Genomic DNA, 21397 nt, shown 5'->3' on the forward strand with positions numbered 1-21397 from the left:
CTATTCCTCGTTGCTTAGGAGGGAAGGTGTAGTGGTGTCCAGATCAGCAATGCTGGTTTGTTCCAGCAGCCCGGCCGCCGGTAGCGGCGGATAAAACAGTTCGCCCTGGCAGGTGTGGCAGCCCAGCGATTGCAGTACTTCCAGTTGCTGGCGTGTCTCCACGCCCAGCGCCACCACGCGCATGGACAGCGCCCTGGCGAGGTGGATGACGGCTGCCACGATGTCGGTGCCGCCTTCGTCGTTGCCGATGCCGTGCACGAAGCTGCGGTCGATTTTCAGCACATTGAGCTGCCAGCGCTTGCACGCCGCCAGCGACGAGCGCGCGCTGCCGAAATCGTCCAGCGCGATGCGTACGCCGGTGCTGTGCATTTGCGTCAGCATCTGCGCCAGCGGCTCGGTAGGGCCGAGCAGCAGTTTTTCGTTGAGCTCTATGCCGATGCTGCCGGGCGCCAGGCCATGCTTGCGCATGGCCGGCAGCAACACCTGCAGCAGGTCCGCATGCAGCTGCGGCGTGGCCAGGTTGAGCCAGATGCACAGCGGTGGCGACTGCGCCGCACCGCTCAGGCTTTGCCACAGCGAGGCTTGCGAGCAGCACTGTCCCACCACCCAGGCATCGATGCGGTCGAGCAGGGCGCGCTCCTGCACCAGCGGCAGGAAGTGCGCGGCGTCCAGCAGGCCGCGCACCGGATGGCGCCAGTACAGCAGCGCTTCCGCGGCAATCACGCGGCCGCTGCGCAGATCGACCTGGGGTTCATAATGCAGTTCCAGTTGGCCGGCGGCGAGCGCCTTGCGCAATTCCAGCGTCCACTGTTCACGTTCACGCTCGCGTACATTGAGCTCTTCATGGAAGAACTGCACCGGCGTGGCGCTGTTCTTCTTGGCGTGGTACATGGCGGTGTCGGCGTTCTTCATCAACGCCTGGGCGTCGCTGCCGTCCTCCGGATACAGGGCGATGCCAATGCTGGCGGCGGTCTTCAGGCGGTGCTGCCCGATGTCGAAGGGCAGGGCGCAGGCCAGCTCGATCTTGCGCGCCACGCGGGCGGCGTTGGCGGAGGCCGATTTGCCTTCGATGAGCACGACGAATTCGTCGCCGCCAAGCCGCGCCACCACGTCGGCCACGCGCACGGCGGCGGTCAGCCGCGCCGCGACCTGGCGTAGCAGCTCGTCGCCGGCCTCGTGGCCGTAGGTGTCGTTGATCGGCTTGAATTTGTCCAGGTCGAGGAACAGCAGCGCAAAGCCGACGCCGCTGCGGTCGGCGGTGGCGACTGCATGCTCAAGCTGCTGTATCAGCGCGCGGCGGTTGATCAGGTTGGTCAGGGCGTCGCGCGTGGACAATTCATGCGCACGCTGCTCCGCCTGTTTGCGCTCCTTGATTTCCTGTTCGAGTTCGCGGTTGATGCGCTCCAGATCCTGCAGGCGCTGCACGCGCAAGTCCTGGTTGAGCCGCGCCAGCTCTTCGGTCTTGATGCGCAGCTGCATATTCTTCTTGGCCATTTCCACAAACACCGCTACCTTGGTTTGCAGGATTTGCGGTATCACCGGCGTGAACAGGTAATCGGCCGCACCTTTCTGATAAGCCTTGAGCCGGTTTAATTCATCCGCATAGTGGGCGGTGATGAAAATAATCGGCGTGCCGGCCGAACGCGGATGCGAGTGGATGGCCTCGGCGGTTTCAAAACCATCCATGCCGGGCATGCTGACGTCCAGCAATATCACTGCAAATTCATGCAACAACACCTGGCGCAACGCTTCTTTGCCGGAAGCGGCGGTAATCAATTCATGTAAATGCTGATCGGCTGCATCGAGCAGCAAGCTTTCCAGCGCGTACAGGCTGGCCTGATCGTCATTGACGAGGAGAACTTTTGGAATCTGCACGGCGGCGTCGAAGATAGCGGTTTGGAAGGTAAAAAGATACTCTTGTAAGGTAGAGAGTCAAGCAAAAATTGTGCACTGCCGCAAGGCGCATGCGGTTATTATTTTATCGTTTTACCAACTGTTTTTCCATCTTTTATAGCCTGAAAATATTATCGGAATTAAATTTTCCTGTGCGCACGATTGACAGTAATTGCTTGTATTCAAGAAGTAATTAATTTCAAATTCTCACCAATTCTTCCTCTGGTTCCTATGCAGCATTAATAGTATGCTGCTGTGATGCAAAAGAATTCCGTTTTTAAAGTGATCCTGCATGTTCAAAACAACTAACAGGGGGAAAGCGGTCACGGGTTCGCGCCTGATTTTTTGGGGCGTGGGCTTCGCATTGGCAACCGGGATGGGCGCTGCGTTGTACGGCACGGCCGCCAAAACGGTGGATGCCGATGCGGCACTGCGGTTTGAAAATCTGGCGCGCAGCACGCAGTACGGCATTTCTGCGCGCATCAAATCGTATTCCGACCTCACGCGCGGCCTGGCGGCGCTGTTCCAGACTTCGGACCACATCACGCGCGAACAGTTCCACCAGTATGTGGTGAACCTGGATATTGCGCGCTATTTCCCGGCGATCGAGGCGCTGACCTGGGCGCCGCTGGTCCAGGATGCGCAGCGAGATGCGTTTGTGGCCAGCGTGCGCGCGGAAGGCTATCCGGCGTTTGACATCAAGCCGGCGGGCCGGCGCGACCAGTATGCGGTGCTGACCTATCTGGAGCCGTCTTCCCTGGTGGAAGAGCGGCTTGGGGTCGATATCGCCGCCAATCCGCTGGTCGCCAAGATGCTGAACGGTGCGCGTGACAGTGGGCTGGTGGCCGCATCCGGCTTGCCGATCGTGGTGCGGCAACCGACGCCGCATTTCGGTCTGGGCGTACGCCTGCCTGTCTATCGCCGCAATATGCGCCTGGGGACGGTCGATGAGCGGCGCGCGGCCTATCTCGGTTCGGTGGGCGCCGGTTTCAGCATCCCGCGTCTGGTCCAGGGCGCGATTGACGAGATGACGGTGCGCCAGGTCCATCTGACCTTGTACGCGGACGGCAGTACGGATGTCGAACAGCGCCGGCTGGTGATCGAAAAGACGGACCGCCTGCTGTTCAACGATAACGGCGCCATGGAGGCAACGCCGTTGCCGGCCGCTGAGTTGGACAAGTATTTCGAAACCGTGCTGCCGATCGACTTCAACGGCAGCTTGTGGAAAGCGCATTTCCAGGTGAAGAAAGAGGCGTTGCTGACCGGCTTTGACCTGTACTTCCCGCGCATCGCCGCGCTCACGGGGTTTGCCGGCACGCTGCTGTTGTACAGCTATGTGTTCGTGCTGTATGCGTCGCGCCGGCGCGCGCTCAAGCAAGGCCTGTTGCTGGACACGGTGCTCAACAACGTTGACGCGCATGTCTACATGAAGGACCAGAACCGGCGCTATATCTATGTGAACGCGCGCATGGCCGAGTCCATGGGTTTGCCGGTCGAGGACATCATCGGCAAGCGTGACCGCGAGCTGATGCCGGCCAACGTGGCCGATGCGGCGTGGGCGCAGGAACGGCCGATCTTTGCGGACCTGGTCAAGCGCTCGGGCGAGTCGCAGTATGTGGACCGCAACGGCGAGGTGCAGCACCAGTGGACCGTCAAGGTGCCGGTGGAGCTGGGACGCTCGTCCACGGCCGTGATCGGGCTGGCGACCGACGTTACGGCGCTGCATAAGCTCAAGGATGAAGCGGATGCCGCCAACCAGGCCAAGAGCGACTTCCTGTCGAATATGAGCCATGAGATCCGCACGCCGATGAATTCGATTATCGGCATGGCGCACCTGGCGCTGAAGACGGTGACCCATCCCAAGCAGCGCGACTATCTGCAGAAGATTTACCATTCGGGCCAGCATCTGCTGGGCATCATCAACGACATCCTGGACTTCTCCAAGATCGAGGCGGGCAAGATGGACCTGGAGGTGCTGGACTTTACGCTGGATGCGCTGCTGGCCAATATCTCCAGCCAGCTGGGCGAGAGCGCGCAGGCCAAGGGACTGGAGCTGGTCTACGAGATCTGGCCAGGCCTGTCGCATCAGCTGCGTGGCGATCCGCTGCGGCTGGAGCAGGTGCTGCTCAACTTCACCAGCAATGCCATCAAGTTTTCCGAAGACGGCAAAGTCATTATCCGCGCGCGTCCGGTCGAGGAACGCGACAGCAATATCATGGTGCGCTTCGAGGTGGTGGATCATGGCATCGGCATGACGCCGGAGCAGGTGGCGCAGCTGTTCCAGTCCTTCCACCAGGCCGATACGTCGACCACGCGGCGCTACGGCGGCACGGGACTGGGCCTGGTCATCAGCAAGCAGCTGGCGGAGCTCATGGGCGGCGGCGTTGGTGTCGACAGCAAGCCGGGCGAGGGCAGCACCTTCTGGTTTACTGCGCGCCTGGCCAAGGGCGTGCGCTTCCTGCAGCAGAGCGACGAGTTGGTGCAGCCGGATGTGCTGGATAGCATACGCGGCGCCTCGATCCTGCTGGTCGAGGACAATATCTTCAGCCAGCAGGTGGGGCAGGAACTGCTGGAGGATGCCGGCGCCACGGTCTGCGTGGCCAACAACGGCAAGGAAGCCATCGATCTGATGCTCAAGGAGCGCTTCGACTGCGTATTGATGGATGTGCAGATGCCGGTAATGGACGGCTACGAAGCCACGCGCCTGATACGCGCCCACCCCAAGCTGTCGGCGACGCTGATTATCGCGATGACCGCCAACGCCGGCCGCGATGACCAGCAGCGCTGCCTGGATGCGGGCATGGACGAATTTGTCACCAAGCCCATTGCGCCCAAGCTGCTGTTCGATATGCTGGCCAAGTGGATGAGCCAGCGCGCGCGTGCGGCCAACCCGCCGCGCAAGCCGGTGCCGCCGCCGCCGTCCTATTTCTCGGTGCCGGAAGGGGCGGCCGTGCTGCCGGTATTTGTACCGCGCCAGACGGCGCCGTCGGCGCCGGCCATGCCGATGGTGATTGCGGCGCCGGCGCCGGACCCGGAAGCGCCGGTCGAGATGTTTGATGTCGCGGCGCTGGCCGAGACCTTCTCCGGCAAGCCGGACAAGATGCGCAAATACGCCGCGCTGTTCCTGACTTCCGCGCGCGACGGCCTGCAGGAAATCGACGAGGCGCTGGCCATGGAAGACCTGGCGCATCTGTCGGAACTGGGTCACCGCACCAAGTCTGCTGCGCGCGCGGTGGGCGCCATGCAGTTCGGGAATCTGTGCCTGGCGCTGGAAAAAGTCCGTCACGACCCGGATGCCGGCAATGCCCGCCGCATCGTCGGCGAACTGCACGCCATGCTGGATGTGCTGGATCAACTGGTGGAGCAGGAACTGCTGGCATACGACCCGGGCTAGAGCGATAATAGGGGCTTGACCATAACGAAGAGCCCTATGCACCCTGGCATCACCCCCGGCTTGCTGATTTTGCACGGTAATCAGATGGAGCAATTGCGCGCCGCCGTTTTTCAATGGCTGCGCAATCATCCGCTCGGGGCGCTGGAGTCGGAAATCTTCCTGGTGCAGTCGAACGGTGTGGCCGAGTGGCTGAAAATTGCGCTGGCCGAGGAAATCGGCATCTGCGCGGCCTCGCGCGTGGCGCTGCCCGCCCGTTTTCTATGGGACGCCTATCGCGGCATGCTGGGCCGCGACCGCGTGCCGCCCATTTCCGCTTTCGATAAAGGCCCGCTGACCTGGCGCTTGATGCGGCTGTTGCCGACCTTGCTGGCCGAGCCGGTGTTTGCGCCGCTGCGTCACTTCCTCGCGGACGGCGAGGCGGAGCGCCGCTTGCAGCTGGCCGAGCGTCTGGCCGACTTGTTCGACCAGTATCAGGTGTACCGCGCCGACTGGCTGGATGACTGGGCTGCGGGCCGCGACCAGATGCGTACTGCGCGCGGCGAGCTTGTGCCGCTGCCGGAAGACCAGCGCTGGCAGGCGCAGTTGTGGCGGTCGGTGATTGCGGATGTGGAGCCGCACGAGCGCGGACTGGGCCGTGCCACCGTGCACACGGAATTTGTACGTGCCAGCGCGGCGGGCGAGCAACCGCTGGGCCGTCTGCCGCGCCGGGTGGTGATCTTTGGCGTCTCGGCGCTGCCGTTCCAGACCTTGCAGGCGCTGGCGTCAATCGCCCGTTATACCCAGGTGCTGCTGGCGGTGCCGAATCCCTGCCAGTACTACTGGGGCGACATCATCGAAGGCCGCGACCTGCTGCGCAGCGCGCATCGGCGCCAGCAGCTGCGCAATGGCCAGGATCTGGGCCAGATTCCGCTGGAAGAACTGCACGCGCACAGTCATCCGCTGCTCGCGAGCTGGGGACGCCAGGGCCGTGACTTCGTGCGTATGCTCGATGAATTTGACGAAGGCGCGCAGGCTGCTGCCGCTGAAAACGATGAGGTGGCGCCGCTGCGCGTGGATCTGTTCAGTGAAGGCGAGGGCGATACGCTGCTGACGCAGGTGCAGGCCGCAGTGCGCGAGCTGCTGCCGATGTCCGAGCATCCGCATACGCCGCCGTCCGATGACGACCGTTCCATCGAATTCCACGTCACCCACAGCGTGCAGCGCGAGGTGGAAGTGCTGCACGACCAGCTGCTCAAGATGTTTGCCGATGCGGAGCAAAACGGCCGTCCGCTGCGTCCACGCGATGTGGTGGTGATGGTGCCGGACATCGACACCTTCTCGGCCGCCATCCACGCCGTATTTGCCCAGCACCGCCGCAACGATGCGCGCTATATCCCGTTTGAAATCGGCGACGTCAACGACCGCAGCGTCAATCCACTGCTGGTGGCGCTGGAGTGGCTGCTGCGGTTGCCGCAACAGCGTTGCCGGCAAAGCGAAGTCCGCGACCTGCTGGACGTGCCGGCGCTGGCCGCCCGTTTTGGCCTGCATGAAGACGACTTGCCGACGCTGGGCCGCTGGATCGAAGGCTCCGGCGTGCGCTGGGGGCTGGATCAGCAGCACCGCAGCGGCCTGGGGCTCGGTCCGGCCGGTGAGCAGAATGCCTGGATTTTCGGCGTGCGCCGCATGCTGCTCGGCTATGCCAGCGGCGCGTCGGGCAGCTATGCCGGTATCGAACCGTATGCGGAAGTGGGCGGCCTCGATGCGGCGCTGGCGGGTTCGCTGGCGCAGATGGTGGAGGCGTTGCTGCACTGGCGTGCCATGCTGGCGGAGCCGCACACGCCGGCCGAGTGGGGCGTGCAGGCGCGTGCGCTGCTGGCAGCCTTCTTCAAAGCCAACGAGGAGGGCGACCGCCTCACATTGGCACAGCTGGACGATGCCCTCAACAAATGGCTGGATACCTGTGAGGGCGCCGGCTACGAGGAGGCCGTGCCATTGGCCGTGCTGCGCGAAGCCTGGCTGGGATTGATGGACGAGCCGACGCTGAACCACCAGTTCGTTTCCGGCGGCGTGACCTTCTGTACGCTGATGCCGATGCGCGCGGTGCCGTTCCGCGTGGTCTGCCTGCTCGGCATGAACGACGGCGATTTTCCGCGCCGCGCGCCGAAGGCCGACTTTGACCTGCTGGCGCTGCCGGGCATGGCGCGGCCAGGCGATCGCTCGCGGCGCGACGATGACCGCTATCTGATGCTGGAGGCTGTGCTGGCGGCGCGTGACAAGCTGTATATCAGCTGGGTAGGGCGCAATGTGCGCGATAACAGTGAGCAGCCGCCGTCGGTGCTGGTGTCGCAGCTGCGCGATTATCTGGCCAATGGCTGGGAGCTGGATCTGCATGTCCGCACCACGGAGCACGCCTTGCAACCGTTCAGCCGCCGCTATTTTGAGGATGGCGGCCTGCTCACCTACGCGCGCGAATGGCGCGAGGCGCACGGCGAGGAAACCATCGCGACGGAGGCCACAGAACTGCCGCCGTTCGATATCGACGACAAACTCCGCCTCAAGCTGGGCAGCCTGCATAACTTCCTGCGCCAGCCCGTGCGTTTCTTCTTCCGCCAGCGGCTTGGCGTGATGTTCGGCGAAGCCGCGCTGGTGGGCGAGGACGAGGAACCGTTCTCCCTCAATGCGCTGGAGCGCTATCTGCTGGAAGACACCATGCTCGATGACGGCGAGACGCCGGAAGAAATCGACCAGGTCTACGACAAGCTCACGCAACGCGCCGAACGCCTTGCGCGCGAGGGTGTGCTGCCGATTGGCCTGATCGGCCAGCAGTACCAGCACCAGCTGGTGGAAGCCCTGGTGCCGGTGCGCTGCGCGTGGCTGACGCTGCGCCAGTATTACGATAGGCCGGCGCCCAAGGTGGCGCTGAATCTCCAACTGGCCGGCGTGCCGCTGGATGACTGGATCGATCAGCTGCGGAAAAACGAGAGCGAGACGGTGTGGCTGGCGCAGATGTCGTCGCGCGTGGCCGACAAGCAGGGCAAGCCGCGCGGCGATAAATTGATTGCGATGTGGCTGCGCCAGCTGGCGGTATCCGCCACCGGCATGCAGGTGACGGGTTATCTGGTGGCGCGCGATGCAATCGTCACCATGAACCCGCTCGATCCCGCGCAGGCGCAGGAGGCGTTACGCGAGCTGGTGTGCCTGTGGCGCGACGGCATGAACCGCCCGCTGCCAACTGCCTGCAAGACCGCGCTGGCGCTGGTGCAGGGGGGCGATCCGCGCGCTGTCTATGATGGCGGTTTTGAGGTCAACGGCGAAAATGAGGACCTGTGCCTGGCGCGTTTGTGGCCAGACTTCTCTTCGCTGAGCAGCGAACCGGATTTTGACGATGTATCGCGCGCCCTGTATGGGCCACTGGCGGACTGGATGGAGCAGCATATCAAGGTAGAGCAAATTGACGGCGAGAGCGCGTAATGAGTAACACGGCCAATCAACTCGCCCCGCTGACTTTCCCGCTGCATGGCTCGCGGCTCATTGAGGCCAGTGCCGGCACCGGCAAGACCTGGACCATCGCCGCGCTGTATGTGCGGCTGGTGCTGGGGCATGGCGATGACAATGCCTACCAACGTCCCTTGCTGCCTGCCGATATTCTGGTGATGACCTTTACGCGGGCGGCGACGCGTGAGCTGTCCAACCGCGTGCGCGAGCGTCTGGTGGAGGCGGCGGCTTACTTCCGCTCGCATGAGGGGCGTGGGCAGCGCGACGATTATCTGGACGCGCTGCTGGAGTCCTATCCGGACTACAGCGCACAACAGCAGGCTGCGCACCGCTTGCAGCTGGCTGCTGAAACGATGGACGAAGCGGCCATCTTCACGATTGACGCCTGGTGCCAGCGCATGCTGCGCGAGCACGCCTTCGATAGCGGCAGCCTGTTTGATGAAGAACTGGTCAGCGATGAGCAGGCGCTGTTTGAGGATGCCGCACACGATTACTGGCGACAGCAGGTCTATCCGCTCAATGCGGTGTCGCTGGACGCGCTGCTGTCGTGCTGGGGCGATGTGGGAGCATTGAAGTCGTCGATACGCGAACTGGTCAAACGTGCCGATATCATCGGCGAGGTGGATGCGCGCGGCGCATCGCTGGGCGCCCTGATCGCCGAGGTGCAGCGCAAGCAGCAGGCGCAGCTGGCTGAACTCAAGGGCGGCTGGTGGGAGCGGGCCAACCGCATGGAGCAGTGGATTGCGCAGCATCGCGCGGTCGATCCGAAATGCTTCAACGGCAACAAGATGCGTGCTGATTCGCTGGTGAGCTGGTTCAACGGCTTGCGCGAGTGGGCGCAGAATCCCGCAGCCGTCATGCCGGAGATATCGGATACGGCCTGGAAGCGGCTGACGCCCTGGGGCATCGAGGATGCCTTCTCCAAGAATTTCAGCGCCGCCGTCCCCGAGGACTTTGACGCCATCGAATCACTGAAGCAGGCGCTGGATGGGATCGAGCCGCTGTCGCACGCGCTGTACCGCCACGCAGCGGCGGCAGTGGCGGACCGTATGGCCGAGTTGAAGAAACGCAGCCGCCAGTTCGGTTTTGCCGACATGCTGGACCGCCTGAACGCGGCGCTGCAAGGCGAGAATGGCGCCGCGCTGCGCAAGCGGATTACCGACCAGTACCCGGTGGCGCTGGTGGATGAATTCCAGGACACGGCGCCGAACCAGTACCAGATCTTCAATGCGCTGTACCGCGTGGCGGATAACGACCCGGAGACCGGCCTGTTCCTGATTGGCGATCCCAAACAGTCCATCTATGGCTTCCGTGGCGCCGACATTCACAGCTATCTGTCCGCGCGCCGCGCCACTGCGGGCCGGCATTACCAGCTGGGCACCAACTACCGCTCGACCAAGCCGGTGGTCGACGCCGTCAATCATTTGTTCCTGCATGCGGAAGGCCGTGGCGCTGACGATGGTTTCGCACGGGGCGCGTTCCGCTTCCGCGACCCTGCCTCGCGTGACAATCCGCTGCCGTTCGAGGCGGTCGGCGCCCAAGGCCGCAAGGAGCGCATGGTGGAGGCGGGCGGTGATGTGCCGGCGCTGGTGATTGCCTGCAGCGCGGCGCAGGACTTGAAGGCGGATAGCTACCGCGAGTTCTTTGCGCATCACTGCGCGGAGGACATTGTGGCCCGCCTCAATGCCGAGCACACCGGCTTCGCTGGCGGTGACAAGGGCTTTGAACGCCTCAAGCCTGCAGATATCGCGGTGCTGGTGCGCGACCGCAAAGAGGCTGCTGCGATCCGCCGCGCGCTGCAACGGCGCGGTGTGCCCAGCGTCTACCTGTCCGACAAGGATTCGGTCACGGACAGCGAAGAAGCCGCCGATGTACTGCGTTGGCTGTCGGCCGTCGCGAATCCGCTGGATGGCGCGCTGGCGCGTGCCGCATTCGCGACGCGTACCACCGGTTTGCCGCTGGCTGAGCTGGCGCGTTTGTCCTCGGACGAACTGGCGTGGGAAGAACGGGTCGAACAGCTCAAGGCACTGCACATCATCTGGCAACGCCAGGGCGTGCTGGCCATGCTGCGCCGTTTCATCCACGAGCTGCAATTGCCGGCGGCCCTGCTGCAGCAGGTAGGCGGTGAACGCCGTCTGACCAATCTGCTGCATCTGGCGGAACTGCTGCAATCAGCCAGCCGCCAGCTGGATGGTGAACAGGCGCTGATACGCTGGCTCGCCGAGCAGATCGAAGGCGGCGAGGGCGCGGGCGACGAGCGTGTGCTGCGCCTGGAAAGCGACGCCGAACTGGTCAAGGTCGTCACGGTGCACAAGTCCAAGGGCCTGGAGTATCCGCTGGTGTATCTGCCGTTTGCCGTCACCGCGCGCAAGGTGGAGCGCCGCAACCGCAGCTTCTTTGAATTCAGCGACGATGATGGCGTGCGCCGCATCGATATGGCGCTGACCGATACGGCGATGGAACTGGTCGAGCGCGCGCGCCTGCAGGAGGACCTGCGCCTGATGTACGTGGCATTGACGCGCGCGCGCCATTTCCTGTGGCTGGGCGTGACCGCGCTGTCGGCCCGCAAGGCCGGCGAGAATACACTGCACGAATCCGCGCTGGGCTATCTGCTCACTGGCGGCGCACCGCTGCCGTCGGACTTGATGATGGAACGCTGGCACCACGCCTGCCAGGGCTGTGACGATATCAGCATCCTCACCTTGCCGATGGATGGCCAGCCGGTCACGCGTCTGAGCCGTATTGAAGAACGCCCGCCGTTGCTGGAGCCGCAGCACTATAGTGGTCATTTTGAACGGGACTGGTCGGTCGGCAGTTTCAGCTCGCTCGCGCGCCGTACGGGACCGACCGGCACTATCAGCGCGGCTGGCCTGGTGCCACGCGACGCGGCCGAGGCGAAGCTGCTGGAAGGCGGCGATCAGCCAGCCGTCGTGCAGGCGTCGCGCGTGGAAGACGTGGCCTGGCATCGCTTCCCGCGCGGTTCCGTCCCCGGCAACTTCCTGCACGAGCAGCTGGAGTGGATGGGGCAGGAGGGCTTTGCGATTGTCGATGACGAGAATTTCGCTGCGCGCCTGACGCGCCGCGTGGAGCGCGCCGGCTGGGGCAACCGCCTCGACGACACCCTGGTCTGGCTGCGCGAGATCGCCAGCACAACGCTGCCGTATTTGAACGCATCGTTGAGCCGCATTGTGTCGCCGCTGCCGGAGATGGAATTCTGGTTCCCTAGCGATCGGCTCGGTACGGCCGCGCTGGACCGGCTGTGCGCCACGCATCTGCTGGGCGGCGCGCCGCGCCCCGCGCTGCCGGAGCGCGAACTGCACGGCATGCTGAAAGGCTTTTGCGACCTGGTGTTTGAACACGCGGGGCGCTACTGGGTGCTGGACTACAAATCGAATGCCCTGGGCGGCGGTGACGCGGCTTACCACGAGCCGGCGCTGATGACAGCCATGGCCGAGCATCGCTACGACATCCAGGGCGCGCTCTATATGCTGGCGTTGCACCGTTTGCTGCAAAGCCGCCTGGGCGACGCCTACGATCCGGCGCAACAGCTGGGCGGCGCCATCTTCATGTTCTTGCGTGGCATCGGCAATGCGCAGACGCGCGGCTGCTACCGCATCGAACCCGACCCCGAACTACTGGATGGCTTGGATAGCCTGCTGGGTGCAAGTGATGAATGACGAATTTTTTGCGCAGGTCGATGCGCTGACCGAAGCGGGCCAGTTGCGCCGGTTGAGCGGCGCGTTTGCGCGCTTTATCGCGTCGATCGGCGCCAGCTCGCCACCGCTGATGGCGGCCTGCGTGCTATTGTCCGAGCTGGAGGGGCGTGGGCATAGCTGCCTGCTGCTGTCGGAATTGAACGCGGACCCGGCCGCGCTGCTGGGCTGGAACGGCGACGAATGGCTTCATTTGCGCGCATCGGTTGATGGCTGGCCGGAAGATGTTGCCAGCTGGCGCACCTTGCTGGCGGCGTCCGAACAGGTCTGGCCGGTCGGCGGCGCGGATTGCAGCCAGCCGCTGGTGCTGGATGGCGACCGGCTGTATCTGCGCCGTTACTGGCAGGACGAAACCCATGTGGCCGCCGCTGTCCGCGGCCGCGCGCTGGGCGGCGTACTGGCCTCGGATGCCGATGCAGAAACCGCCGAGATCCGCCGCTGGCTGGATATCCTGTTCCCGCACGCTACGCGCGGTGGCGGTGTCGATTGGCAAAAAGTCGCGTGCGCGGTGGCGATGCGTGGCAAATTAGGCATCATTACCGGTGGCCCGGGCACCGGTAAAACCTACACGGTGGCCCGTCTGCTGGCGCTGCTGTTTGCAACGGCCGGCAGCATGCGCCAGTCCGGCTTGCGGGTGGCGCTGGCGGCGCCGACCGGCAAGGCAGCTGCCCGCCTCAAGCAGTCGATTGACGATGCGCTGGATAAATTGGCGGTGCTGGTCGGCACAGCATTGCCGCTGCGCGAGCTGACGGCACGCATGGGCGCCGCGCGTACGCTGCACAGCTTGCTTGGCGCCCGCCCTGACACGCGCGCCTTCCAGCACAACGCCGGTAATCAGCTGGATGTCGATGTGCTCATCGTCGATGAAGCATCCATGATTCACCTGGAAATGATGTCGGCACTGCTGGCGGCGCTGCCGCCGGAAGCGACATTGATTTTGCTCGGCGACAAAGATCAGCTGGCGTCGGTGGAAGCCGGTGCGGTGCTGGGCGACCTGTGCCATAACGCCGAAGCCGGCGAGTATCTGCCGGAGACCTTGTCTTATGTGCAAGCTAGCACAGGACAGCAGATCCCGGACGACTATGCCGGGCACGGCGGCCCGATTGCGCAGCAGACTGTCATGTTGCGCGAAAGCCGGCGTTTTGGCGGTCCGATCGGCGAGCTGGCGCTGGCGGTCAATGCCGGCAATGCGGCCAAGGCTGTTGAAGTATTGCGTTCCGGGCAAGACGGAAAAGTTGCCTGGACCGACTTTGCGCAACCTGCGGACATGCTTCAGCTGGCGCTGTCGGGTTATCGGCAATATTTGCAATTAATCAAAAATTCAATCGCTGATGCGGATGACGTCGTACGACTTGCTATTCTGAGAAGCTTTGAAGGCTTCCGTATTTTGTGCGCGGTGCGCGACGGCGAGTGGGGCGTGTCCGGTCTTAACGATGCCATCGAGCAACGACTGCAGTCGGCTGGATTGCTCAAGAGAACGGGCGAGTGGTATGTCGGCCGGCCCGTCATGGTCACCCGCAACGACTATGCGACCGGTGTTTTCAACGGCGATATCGGCCTGACCCTGCCTGACCCGGCACGGCCGGGAGCGCTGCGCGTCTACTTCTCGGAAGGCGAAACGGTGCGCAGCGTCCTTGCCACCAGGTTAAGAAATGTGGAAACCGCGTTTGCCATGACCGTGCATAAATCGCAGGGTTCGGAGTTTGCGCACACCGCCATGGTGCTGCCCAAGGACGGCGGCAGCATGCTGGCGCGCGAGCTGATCTACACCGGCATCACGCGCGCACGCGACTACTTTACGTTACTCACGCCGAATGGCCAGGTCCTGCTGGACGCCATAGGACAACGCACCCAGCGTGCCAGCGGCTTGCGCCATCTGCTGGACAATTAAGCCAAAAATTAGCTTGTTGACACCAATTTTTGGCGCGCGTACGGGCGTAAAAAAGCCGGACAATAAGGTCCGGCCCTGTGGTGCGTGACGTCAGCCGCTTACATTGCGCGGCGGCTGCGCTTGCCGGCTTTCACCGCTTTCTTATGGCGCGTTACCGACGCCTTCATGACTTTTGGTTTCTCATCCGGGCCGGCAATGAAGCGGCGAATGTTGACCGCATCCATCAGGCGGGCCGAATTGGCCTTCGCGTTGAGCAGCACCAGGGTGGCATTTCTGCCTGCGGATTTGAAGCGCATGATGAGGCAGCGGCCAGCTTCCTCGGTGTAGCCGGTTTTGGACAAACCGACATCCCAGCCCTTGGCGCCAACCAGGCGGTTGGTGTTGTGGTATTCCACTTTGCGACCCTTGATGTTGATCACATCTTTGGTGTCGGTGGTGATGCGGCGGATGTCCGGATAGGCGGCAGCGGCGCTGGCCATCTTGACCAGGTCGGTCGCGGTGGACATATTATGCGGCGACAAACCGGTCGGTTCTTCAATCACGGTCTGGGTCATACCCAGCGTGCGGATCTTGGCCTTGACCGCGTTTTTGAACGCGTCCGCACCGCCAGGGTAGGTGCGGGCCAGCGATGCCGCAGCGCGGTTGTCTGACGACATGAGCGCGAGTTGCAGCACATCACCACGCGAAATTTCGGCGCCGACCGGCACGCGCGACGCGCTGTGTTTCAGCATGTCAACGTCGGTATGGTCGATGGCGATTTTTTCGTCCATATTTTGTTTGGCATCCAGCACGACCATCGCGGTCATCAGCTTGGTCAGCGAGGCGATCGGCACTTGGGCGTTGGCGTTCTTTTCGAGCAGCACCTTGCCGGTGCCATCTTCGACCACCAGCACCGACTGCGAACCCAGCGGTACTGCGGCGAACGCAGCCGCAGTAAACGAAGTGAGCAATACAGCAACAATTTTCTTGAGCATACGGATATTCAGAGGGAACAGGAGTCTATCGGACACGTCAGGGCGACGTGGCGCGCGCAATCTAGCTATACGGCAATATTCTCTAAGGATAGACAATATCATTAAAGTGGGTTCTCGTCTATTGTGCCTAAGTGTCTAATTCTTATATTTTTTATGCGATGTGGCCCGCTTGATGCAAAAAAGCCCTGAGACGGGAGTTCTCAGGGCTTTTTTCCGTTTTTCCGGCCACGGCGGCAGCCGGGACGGGGACGTTAGCTGCCGATCTTGGCGATCGACACTTCGGTGGATTTCACCAGGGCAATCACTTCACTGCCCACCTTCAGGTTGAGGTCTTGAATCGAGCGCGAGGTGATGACGGAGGTGACGATCCCGTGCTGGGTTTCGACATCGACTTCCGAAACGACTGGGCCAAAGATGATTTCCTTGATCTTGCCACGGAATTGGTTGCGTACATTAATTTCAGAAATGGCCATCGTGCTTCCTTTGTCTGGTTAATTACTACACTTCCAGATTACGGGCACGATGGCCATTTGCAAACGAATCTATCCGAATAATCTTATTTGTTATAGATTTTGTCGAATTCGGCGCCATCGTCGAAGTGTTTCTTCTGCGCCGCTTTCCAGCCGCCGAACACGTCATCGATGGTGAACAGCGTGACCTGGCGGAAGTTGGCGTTGTACTTCTTGAAGGCTTTTTCCGAGCGTGGACGCAGCGAATGCTTGGCGATGATTTCCTGGCCTTCTTCGCTGTACAGGAAGTTCACGTAGCCGGTGGCTTGCTTGCGCAGGTTGCGGCGGTCCACCACCTTGTCGACTACGGCCACCGGCGATTCCGCCAGAATCGAGATCGATGGGTAGATCACGTCGAATTTGTCGCCAAACTCTTCGCGCACCAGATTCACTTCGTTTTCAAACGTCACCAGCACATCGCCGATTTCGCGCTGGGTGAAGGTGGTGGTGGCGCCGCGGCCGCCGGCATCGAGCACCGGCACGTTCTTGAAGATCTTGCCGACCAGGTCGCGGGCCTGTGCTTCGTTGCCGCCTTTCCTGATGACGGCGCCCCACGCCGCCAGGTAGGTGTAGCGGCCATTGCCGGAGGTTTTAGGATTCGGGATGATGACTTTGACGCCCGGCTTGCCCAGGTCGGCCCAGTCCTTGATCTGTTTAGGATTGCCCTTGCGTACCAGGTACACCATAGTGGAGTAGAACGGCGAAGCATTGTTCGGGAATTTCTTGGCCCAGTCGGCCGCTACCACGCCGCGCTCGACCAGAATGTCGATGTCGTTGGCCTGGTTCATGGTGACCACCGACGCTTCCATGCCGTCCGCGACCGAACGCGCCTGCTTGGACGAACCGCCGTGCGACTGGTTCACATCAATGGTTTCGCCCGTGGTTTTTTTCCATTGCGCGGTGAAAGCGGGATTGATCTCTTTGAACAGTTCCCGTGTGACGTCGTACGCGGCGTTCAGCAGCACGGTATCCGCAGCGTGCGCCTGCGGCAAGCCGAACAGGGTGGCCGAGGCAGCCAGGAAGGAGGCGAGGATAACGCGGCGAGTTGAATTTTTGGTGGTCATAATGAGCTTTCGTAATAACGAGCGCTCATAGTGTAAAATTTCGCCCCGAAAAGATACGAATTTTTCGTAATATGCTTAGAAGTTCGCTATAAAACATATATGGATTTTTGAAAACATTAGTGGGCAAATAAGGAAGCACCCTCTAGTCTGGCAGCATCCGACAGCCTTATGCCGCTTGGTGTATAGTCCGTACCAGCACAGAAAGGCGTGCTATCAGTAATAGTTTTGTGAGCGTACATGAGTCTTGAAATTCGTATTGCTGCTTCGACGGATGCGGAGGCAGCGTGCAATGTATTGCGCCGGTCCATCAGGGAATGCTGCGAACTGGATCATAAGAATGATCCCGCCATCCTCGATGCCTGGTTAGGCAATAAAACTCCGCAGATGGTGGCGAACTGGTTCAGTTCCCCGACCAATTTTTCGCTGGTGGCTGTCAGCGAAGGCGTCGTCGTCGGCGTCGCATTGCTGACCGGCGCTGGCAAACTGGCGCTGTGTTATCTGCTGCCGGAAGCGCGCGGGCAGGGCGCCGGCAAGGCGCTACTGGCGCGCATGGAGGAACAGGCATGCAGCTGGGGCGTGAAGGCGCTGCAATTGCATAGCACGGCCACCGGCAAGGACTTCTTCGCCCAGCGTGGCTATACCGATGCCGGCATGGTGCGCTCGCCGTATGGCGTCGAGACGGTGTTTTACTGGAAGCAGCTGGATGAGGACACCACCTGTCCTAACGCGCCCAAGCGTAAGCGCTTCTGCAATTGCAATAGCGATTGATGTAAACCGTTGCTTGCCGCGCGCTGCTCAGCGCCCGGCGAAGCGCACAGCCATCAGTAGCACATCGCCAGACGGAATTCGGCGTCACGCGCTGGCGCCGCGCCGACCTCTTCACCGTTGACAAACAGCTTCAGCGCGCCGGCTTCCAGCCTGGTCCATGCCTCATTCGAGGTCAGCGGATGGGTGGCGATCACGGCAATGCGGTCGTCCAGGTGGTTGTGGCGGCTGAAGTCGATGCTGAGGTCGCAGTCGATCAGATGCGCCACCGAGAACGGATACTCCCTCACCACATAATGCAGGTCGGTGCTGCAATGGGCGAACAGCAGGTCGCCATTCGACAGGATGAAATTGAAAGTGCCATAGGCCGCTATCTCGCCGGCCAGCGTTTCCACTGCCGCGTACAGCACATGGCGTTCCGGCGGACTGTCGAAGCGCAGCGCCAGGCCGGACAGCAGGTGGCAGAAGGCGCGCTCGCTATCCGTGTCGCCCCATGGCGCGTACAGACTCGGGTTGGGATCGAACAGCTGCAAATCGCCGTTGTGGGCGAACGACCAGGTCTGGCCCCATAGCTCGCGCGTGAACGGATGGCTGTTCTCCAGCGAGACGCGGCCTTGCGTGGCTTTGCGGATATGCGCCACCACATTGCGCGCCTTGATCGGACTCTGCTTGAATTGCGCCGCCAGCGGCGAGTGGATCGACGGCAGGTAATCGGTGTACAGGCGGCAGCCGTTGGGCGTATGCAGGGCGATGCCCCAGCCATCCTTGTGTTCCCCGGTGCGGCCGCCGCGTTCGGCAAAGCCGGCAAAGGAAAAGTCCACGGCGGCGGGTTTATTGCTGCTCATCGCGAGTAATTGGCACATGACTAGACGGCGGAGTTAATCGATGACATCACGATAACGGCCGCACCGCAGGGGCGGAACGAATGTTTTGGCATATCCATAGGCGAAAGCATTCGTTCTGCTTTGCCGCGCACGGGCATACGCTGTCGACATTATTCGTACCCCTAGAGGAGTTCCATGTCATTCCCCATCTTGCAGAAGTACCTGGCGCGTTTATCCGACGCGACCGGCGCCGCTTCCAGCATCTGGCTCGATCACGAGGGCAAGGCGCAAGGGCGGTTTTTCAATTGCACCATGAGCAGCGCGTTCCAGCCTATCCGGCAACTGGACAGCAGCGCGGTGCAGGCTTACGAAGGTCTGGCGCGCAGCGTGTCGGCGCAGGACCAGGGGCTGTCGCTGTGGAAGCTGCTCGACCATGCGGCCAGCGATGACGAATCCATCGAACTCGACCGGCTGTGCCGCATGCTGCACGCGATTAATTTCTTCCGCCAGGCCGGGGAGTCGCAGGCGGATCTGTATTTAAATGTGCATGACCGTTTGCTGAGCGCCGTCAGCAGCAATCACGGCCACGCGTTCCGCCGCATCCTGGATGCGCTGGAGCTGCCGCTGAGCCGCGTGGTGCTGCAACTGCCGGCGGCGACGCCGCAGCAGGGCTGGCTGTTGAACTATGTGTCGGACAACTATCGCCGCAACGGCTTCCGCTTTGCGGTCAACGTCAACAGCCCGCGTGATGCGCTGGGCGTGTTGGACCGCCTGCGGCCGGACGTGTTCAAGCTGGATGTGCGGGAATTGCAGGACCGGGCGGGCCTGCTGGAAGTGCTGGAGCGTTGCGCGGCTGCCGGTGTGTCGGTGGTGTTCAAGCGGCTGGAGACGCCGCAGCACGTGGCGGCCTTGCGCGAGCTTGCTGCCGATGCCGGCGCCTCCTTGCTGGTGCAAGGCTATCTGCTGGACGAACCGCGCGCCACCCTGCCGCAGGAGCAGGCGCGGCGCGCCGCCTGACGCTTAGTTCAGGACCCAGTTGTACTGGACTTGCGCCCACACCGGCTCGCTGCCGTTGCTCGCTGGCTTGAACTTGCAACTGGCGCCGGCGCGCAGCGAGGCTTTGTCCAGCGCCACGTGGCCGCTCGACGAGATCACTTTGGTATCTTGCACATTGCCATTGGCGTCCACCAGGACCGCCAGTTTTACATTCCCTTGCAAGTCATCGTCCTGCCAAGCGGTGCGGTAGTTCGGCACATTGCATTCGGCATTGCTCAGGCGGCTATTGCTGGTGGAGGCTGCTTGCGATGGGTTGATGGTCGACAGCAGAATCAGGGACACGGCGGCGATAGAACGGATGATCATGATGGGCTCCGGTAGTGAGTGCGATGAGTTCACTATACTGCGGTGCATCATATATGAATACTTTATTGTTGGAATGCCAGCCATCAAAAATTGAAATAACTGAGGGCTTGAAAACGTTTCTGATACGCAGTTTCTGTATCGCGGCAGCAGCCGTATCATTTCTTAAACGTAAGTTGCGCAGGTTTTTCTTTCCCTCAGCATAAGCTATAGTAACAATATTGTTTTTTACGAGTAGGCTATGGCATCGCGCAGAGATTTTTTACAGCAGGGTTTGGGGCTGACCGCAGCGAGTTTTTTGTCCGTACCCTTGATTGGTTGTGCCTCGAGCACACCGGTGTGGCATAGCAGCACCAGCGCTGCCGCCGCAAAACCGGCAGTGCACAGCACACCGGCCGCGCCTGCGGTGGCGTCGTCCGGCGGCATGCCGCGTGCATCGGAGCAGTCCGCGCCGTCCGGCGCTGGCGGCATGATGGAACCACCTCCCGATATTTTTGACGCCCAGGCGCTGGACCTCGAGTTCTGGCTGCGTCCGCGCACGATTGAAGTGATACGCCCGGCCAGCAAGGAGCGCGCCAAACTGCTCTACTGGAAAGATGGCGAGATCATCGAATCGGCCTATCAGGATTTGTGCCACCTGATGCGCGACGTCAACGGCGGCAATGAGGCGCGCACCATCGATCCGAAGCTGTTTGAAACGCTGTGGGGCACGCAGGCTTTCGTGCAGCGCTACGGGATTGATTCGCCGCTGGAGATCCTGTCCGGCTACCGCACGCCCGCCTCCAACCAGAAGCTGCGCGAAGCCGGTGTGCCGGCCGCGCGCCAGTCGCTGCACATGGTGGGGCGCGCGGCCGACATCCGTATCGCCAATCTGAACGCTGAAGTGCTGGGCGGACTGGTCAAGAGCTTCCGCCAGGGCGGCGTCGGATTCTATTACCGTGCCGGTCCGCGCGGCGGCTGGATCCACGCGGATACCGGCCTGCAGCGCACCTGGAAGGGCTAATCGCCGTTGCGGCGGACGTCAGCTGTTCTGCGGTCGGTGGGCCGTCGACTTCATGCTTGGTCCTGCGATCGATTACACTGGCGGCTTAGTGAGTAAGGAATCGTTATGCAAGACAACAATGAGCCGCCACGCTTTCGACCGGTGCCGTGGAGCGGCCTGGAAACGCCCGCCGATGTCGAGCTGTGGATAGAGGAACATAATCAGTCCATGCTGCAGCATATCGGCAAGCATGAAACGGGGTATGGCGTGTGCTTCACGCTGGCCGAAGGCGGCGAGATTTATCTGCAAACCACCCAGGACGGCGCGCTGATTCTGGATGTGACGCCGGAAGCGGCATGGGTGGCGCCGCTGATTATGGCGGCCGCGCGCATCGGCGACGCGCCGCCGGGCCGGCTATGGGTACTGCCGGACGATAAGCTGGTACAGTTGATGATCGGCCTGAGCGGATTGATCGCCAGTTCCATCCTGGTCGTGGGCCATGATTTTGGCCTGCGCCGCCGCATGGGCGCCGCGTGGTAGGCGTCCGTTTTTAAA

General features: G+C 62.1%; 15 protein-coding genes. 8 read left to right on the forward strand and 7 right to left on the reverse strand.

The genetic code is table 11. From position 1 onward, the window contains the following. Positions 1–1875, reverse strand: a complete 1875-nt coding sequence (locus tag BUA36_RS10435) for a putative bifunctional diguanylate cyclase/phosphodiesterase (RefSeq protein ID WP_072784159.1) — start codon at positions 1873–1875, stop codon at positions 1–3. Between the two features lie 394 nt (positions 1876–2269). Between BUA36_RS10435 and BUA36_RS10440 the strand changes: the two genes are divergently transcribed. The 4 genes from BUA36_RS10440 to recD are packed head-to-tail and all read left to right on the forward strand — an operon-like array spanning position 2270 to position 14365. Then, complete coding sequence (locus BUA36_RS10440) at positions 2270–5287, forward strand: CHASE domain-containing protein (RefSeq protein WP_229255663.1); 3018 nt, start codon at positions 2270–2272, stop codon at positions 5285–5287. Positions 5288–5323: 36 nt separating this feature from the next. Beyond that, positions 5324–8737 (forward strand): exodeoxyribonuclease V subunit gamma, encoded by a 3414-nt coding sequence (recC, locus tag BUA36_RS10445; RefSeq protein ID WP_072784162.1) that lies wholly within the window; start codon positions 5324–5326, stop codon positions 8735–8737. Continuing rightward, positions 8737–12438 carry an exodeoxyribonuclease V subunit beta gene (gene recB, locus BUA36_RS10450; RefSeq protein ID WP_072784164.1) on the forward strand — a complete coding sequence of 1234 codons (3702 nt, stop codon included), beginning with the start codon at positions 8737–8739 and terminating at the stop codon, positions 12436–12438. The genes recC and recB overlap by 1 nt, the downstream gene beginning before the upstream one ends. Beyond that, the gene (gene recD / locus BUA36_RS10455) at positions 12431–14365 is read left to right on the forward strand and encodes an exodeoxyribonuclease V subunit alpha (RefSeq protein WP_072784166.1); all 1935 of its coding nucleotides are present in this window, start codon (positions 12431–12433) and stop codon (positions 14363–14365) included. The genes recB and recD overlap by 8 nt, the downstream gene beginning before the upstream one ends. Before the next feature lie 98 nt (positions 14366–14463). Here recD and BUA36_RS10460 read toward each other — a convergent pair whose 3' ends face one another. The 3 genes from BUA36_RS10460 to BUA36_RS10470 all read right to left on the reverse strand — a co-directional run bounded on the left by BUA36_RS10460 (position 14464) and on the right by BUA36_RS10470 (position 16912). After that, the gene (locus tag BUA36_RS10460; protein ID WP_072784168.1) at positions 14464–15339 is read right to left on the reverse strand and encodes a serine hydrolase; all 876 of its coding nucleotides are present in this window, start codon (positions 15337–15339) and stop codon (positions 14464–14466) included. Positions 15340–15590: 251 nt separating this feature from the next. Continuing rightward, positions 15591–15812 (reverse strand): TOBE domain-containing protein, encoded by a 222-nt coding sequence (locus BUA36_RS10465; RefSeq protein ID WP_072784171.1) that lies wholly within the window; start codon positions 15810–15812, stop codon positions 15591–15593. A gap of 83 nt (positions 15813–15895) precedes the next feature. Then, on the reverse strand, positions 15896–16912 hold the full coding sequence (locus tag BUA36_RS10470) for a sulfate ABC transporter substrate-binding protein (RefSeq protein WP_084560092.1): 1017 nt from the start codon (positions 16910–16912) through the stop codon (positions 15896–15898). A gap of 237 nt (positions 16913–17149) precedes the next feature. Between BUA36_RS10470 and BUA36_RS10475 the strand changes: the two genes are divergently transcribed. Further along, entirely contained in the window at positions 17150–17680 is a 531-nt protein-coding gene (locus BUA36_RS10475) for a GNAT family N-acetyltransferase (protein ID WP_072784173.1), read from the forward strand. Between the two features lie 53 nt (positions 17681–17733). On the opposite strand, the gene BUA36_RS10480 is transcribed toward BUA36_RS10475, so the two are convergent. Next, positions 17734–18540, reverse strand: a complete 807-nt coding sequence (locus tag BUA36_RS10480; RefSeq protein ID WP_072784175.1) for a class II glutamine amidotransferase — start codon at positions 18538–18540, stop codon at positions 17734–17736. A 156-nt stretch (positions 18541–18696) separates the two neighbouring features. On the opposite strand from BUA36_RS10480, the gene BUA36_RS10485 reads away from it, so the two are divergent. Continuing rightward, entirely contained in the window at positions 18697–19518 is an 822-nt protein-coding gene (locus BUA36_RS10485) for an EAL domain-containing protein (RefSeq protein ID WP_072784177.1), read from the forward strand. 3 nt (positions 19519–19521) lie between these two features. Here the strand turns inward: BUA36_RS10485 and BUA36_RS10490 are convergent, their stop codons facing one another. Both BUA36_RS10490 and BUA36_RS30690 read right to left on the reverse strand, forming a co-directional pair. Further along, complete coding sequence (locus BUA36_RS10490) at positions 19522–19863, reverse strand: energy transducer TonB (RefSeq protein ID WP_072784180.1); 342 nt, start codon at positions 19861–19863, stop codon at positions 19522–19524. A gap of 225 nt (positions 19864–20088) precedes the next feature. Beyond that, entirely contained in the window at positions 20089–20331 is a 243-nt protein-coding gene (locus tag BUA36_RS30690) for a hypothetical protein (RefSeq protein WP_167544270.1), read from the reverse strand. On the opposite strand from BUA36_RS30690, the gene BUA36_RS10495 reads away from it, so the two are divergent. Next, positions 20330–20863 carry a YcbK family protein gene (locus tag BUA36_RS10495; RefSeq protein WP_229215427.1) on the forward strand — a complete coding sequence of 178 codons (534 nt, stop codon included), beginning with the start codon at positions 20330–20332 and terminating at the stop codon, positions 20861–20863. The two genes, BUA36_RS30690 and BUA36_RS10495, sit on opposite strands and share 2 nt — an antisense overlap. A gap of 105 nt (positions 20864–20968) precedes the next feature. Beyond that, positions 20969–21382 (forward strand): hypothetical protein, encoded by a 414-nt coding sequence (locus BUA36_RS10500; protein WP_072784182.1) that lies wholly within the window; start codon positions 20969–20971, stop codon positions 21380–21382. Positions 21383–21397: the final 15 nt, after the last annotated feature.

Source organism: Duganella sacchari (assembly GCF_900143065.1).
GTDB classification, from domain to species: domain Bacteria; phylum Pseudomonadota; class Gammaproteobacteria; order Burkholderiales; family Burkholderiaceae_D; genus Rugamonas; species Rugamonas sacchari.

Bases quoted from the DNA above. Each gene is read 5' to 3' on its own strand.
- BUA36_RS30690 (WP_167544270.1), bottom strand. From the start codon at position 20,331: ATGCCGCCAGCGCCGGACGGCGCGGACTGCTCCGATGCACGCGGCATG.
- BUA36_RS10490 (WP_072784180.1), bottom strand. From the start codon at position 19,863: ATGATCATCCGTTCTATCGCCGCCGTGTCCCTGATTCTGCTGTCGACC.
- recB (WP_072784164.1), top strand. From the start codon at position 8,737: ATGAGTAACACGGCCAATCAACTCGCCCCGCTGACTTTCCCGCTGCAT.
- BUA36_RS10465 (WP_072784171.1), bottom strand. From the start codon at position 15,812: ATGGCCATTTCTGAAATTAATGTACGCAACCAATTCCGTGGCAAGATC.
- BUA36_RS10495 (WP_229215427.1), top strand. From the start codon at position 20,330: ATGATGGAACCACCTCCCGATATTTTTGACGCCCAGGCGCTGGACCTC.
- BUA36_RS10500 (WP_072784182.1), top strand. From the start codon at position 20,969: ATGCAAGACAACAATGAGCCGCCACGCTTTCGACCGGTGCCGTGGAGC.
- BUA36_RS10470 (WP_084560092.1), bottom strand. From the start codon at position 16,912: ATGACCACCAAAAATTCAACTCGCCGCGTTATCCTCGCCTCCTTCCTG.
- BUA36_RS10485 (WP_072784177.1), top strand. From the start codon at position 18,697: ATGTCATTCCCCATCTTGCAGAAGTACCTGGCGCGTTTATCCGACGCG.
- BUA36_RS10440 (WP_229255663.1), top strand. From the start codon at position 2,270: ATGGGCGCTGCGTTGTACGGCACGGCCGCCAAAACGGTGGATGCCGAT.
- BUA36_RS10460 (WP_072784168.1), bottom strand. From the start codon at position 15,339: ATGCTCAAGAAAATTGTTGCTGTATTGCTCACTTCGTTTACTGCGGCT.
- BUA36_RS10480 (WP_072784175.1), bottom strand. From the start codon at position 18,540: ATGTGCCAATTACTCGCGATGAGCAGCAATAAACCCGCCGCCGTGGAC.
- recC (WP_072784162.1), top strand. From the start codon at position 5,324: ATGCACCCTGGCATCACCCCCGGCTTGCTGATTTTGCACGGTAATCAG.
- recD (WP_072784166.1), top strand. From the start codon at position 12,431: ATGAATGACGAATTTTTTGCGCAGGTCGATGCGCTGACCGAAGCGGGC.
- BUA36_RS10475 (WP_072784173.1), top strand. From the start codon at position 17,150: ATGAGTCTTGAAATTCGTATTGCTGCTTCGACGGATGCGGAGGCAGCG.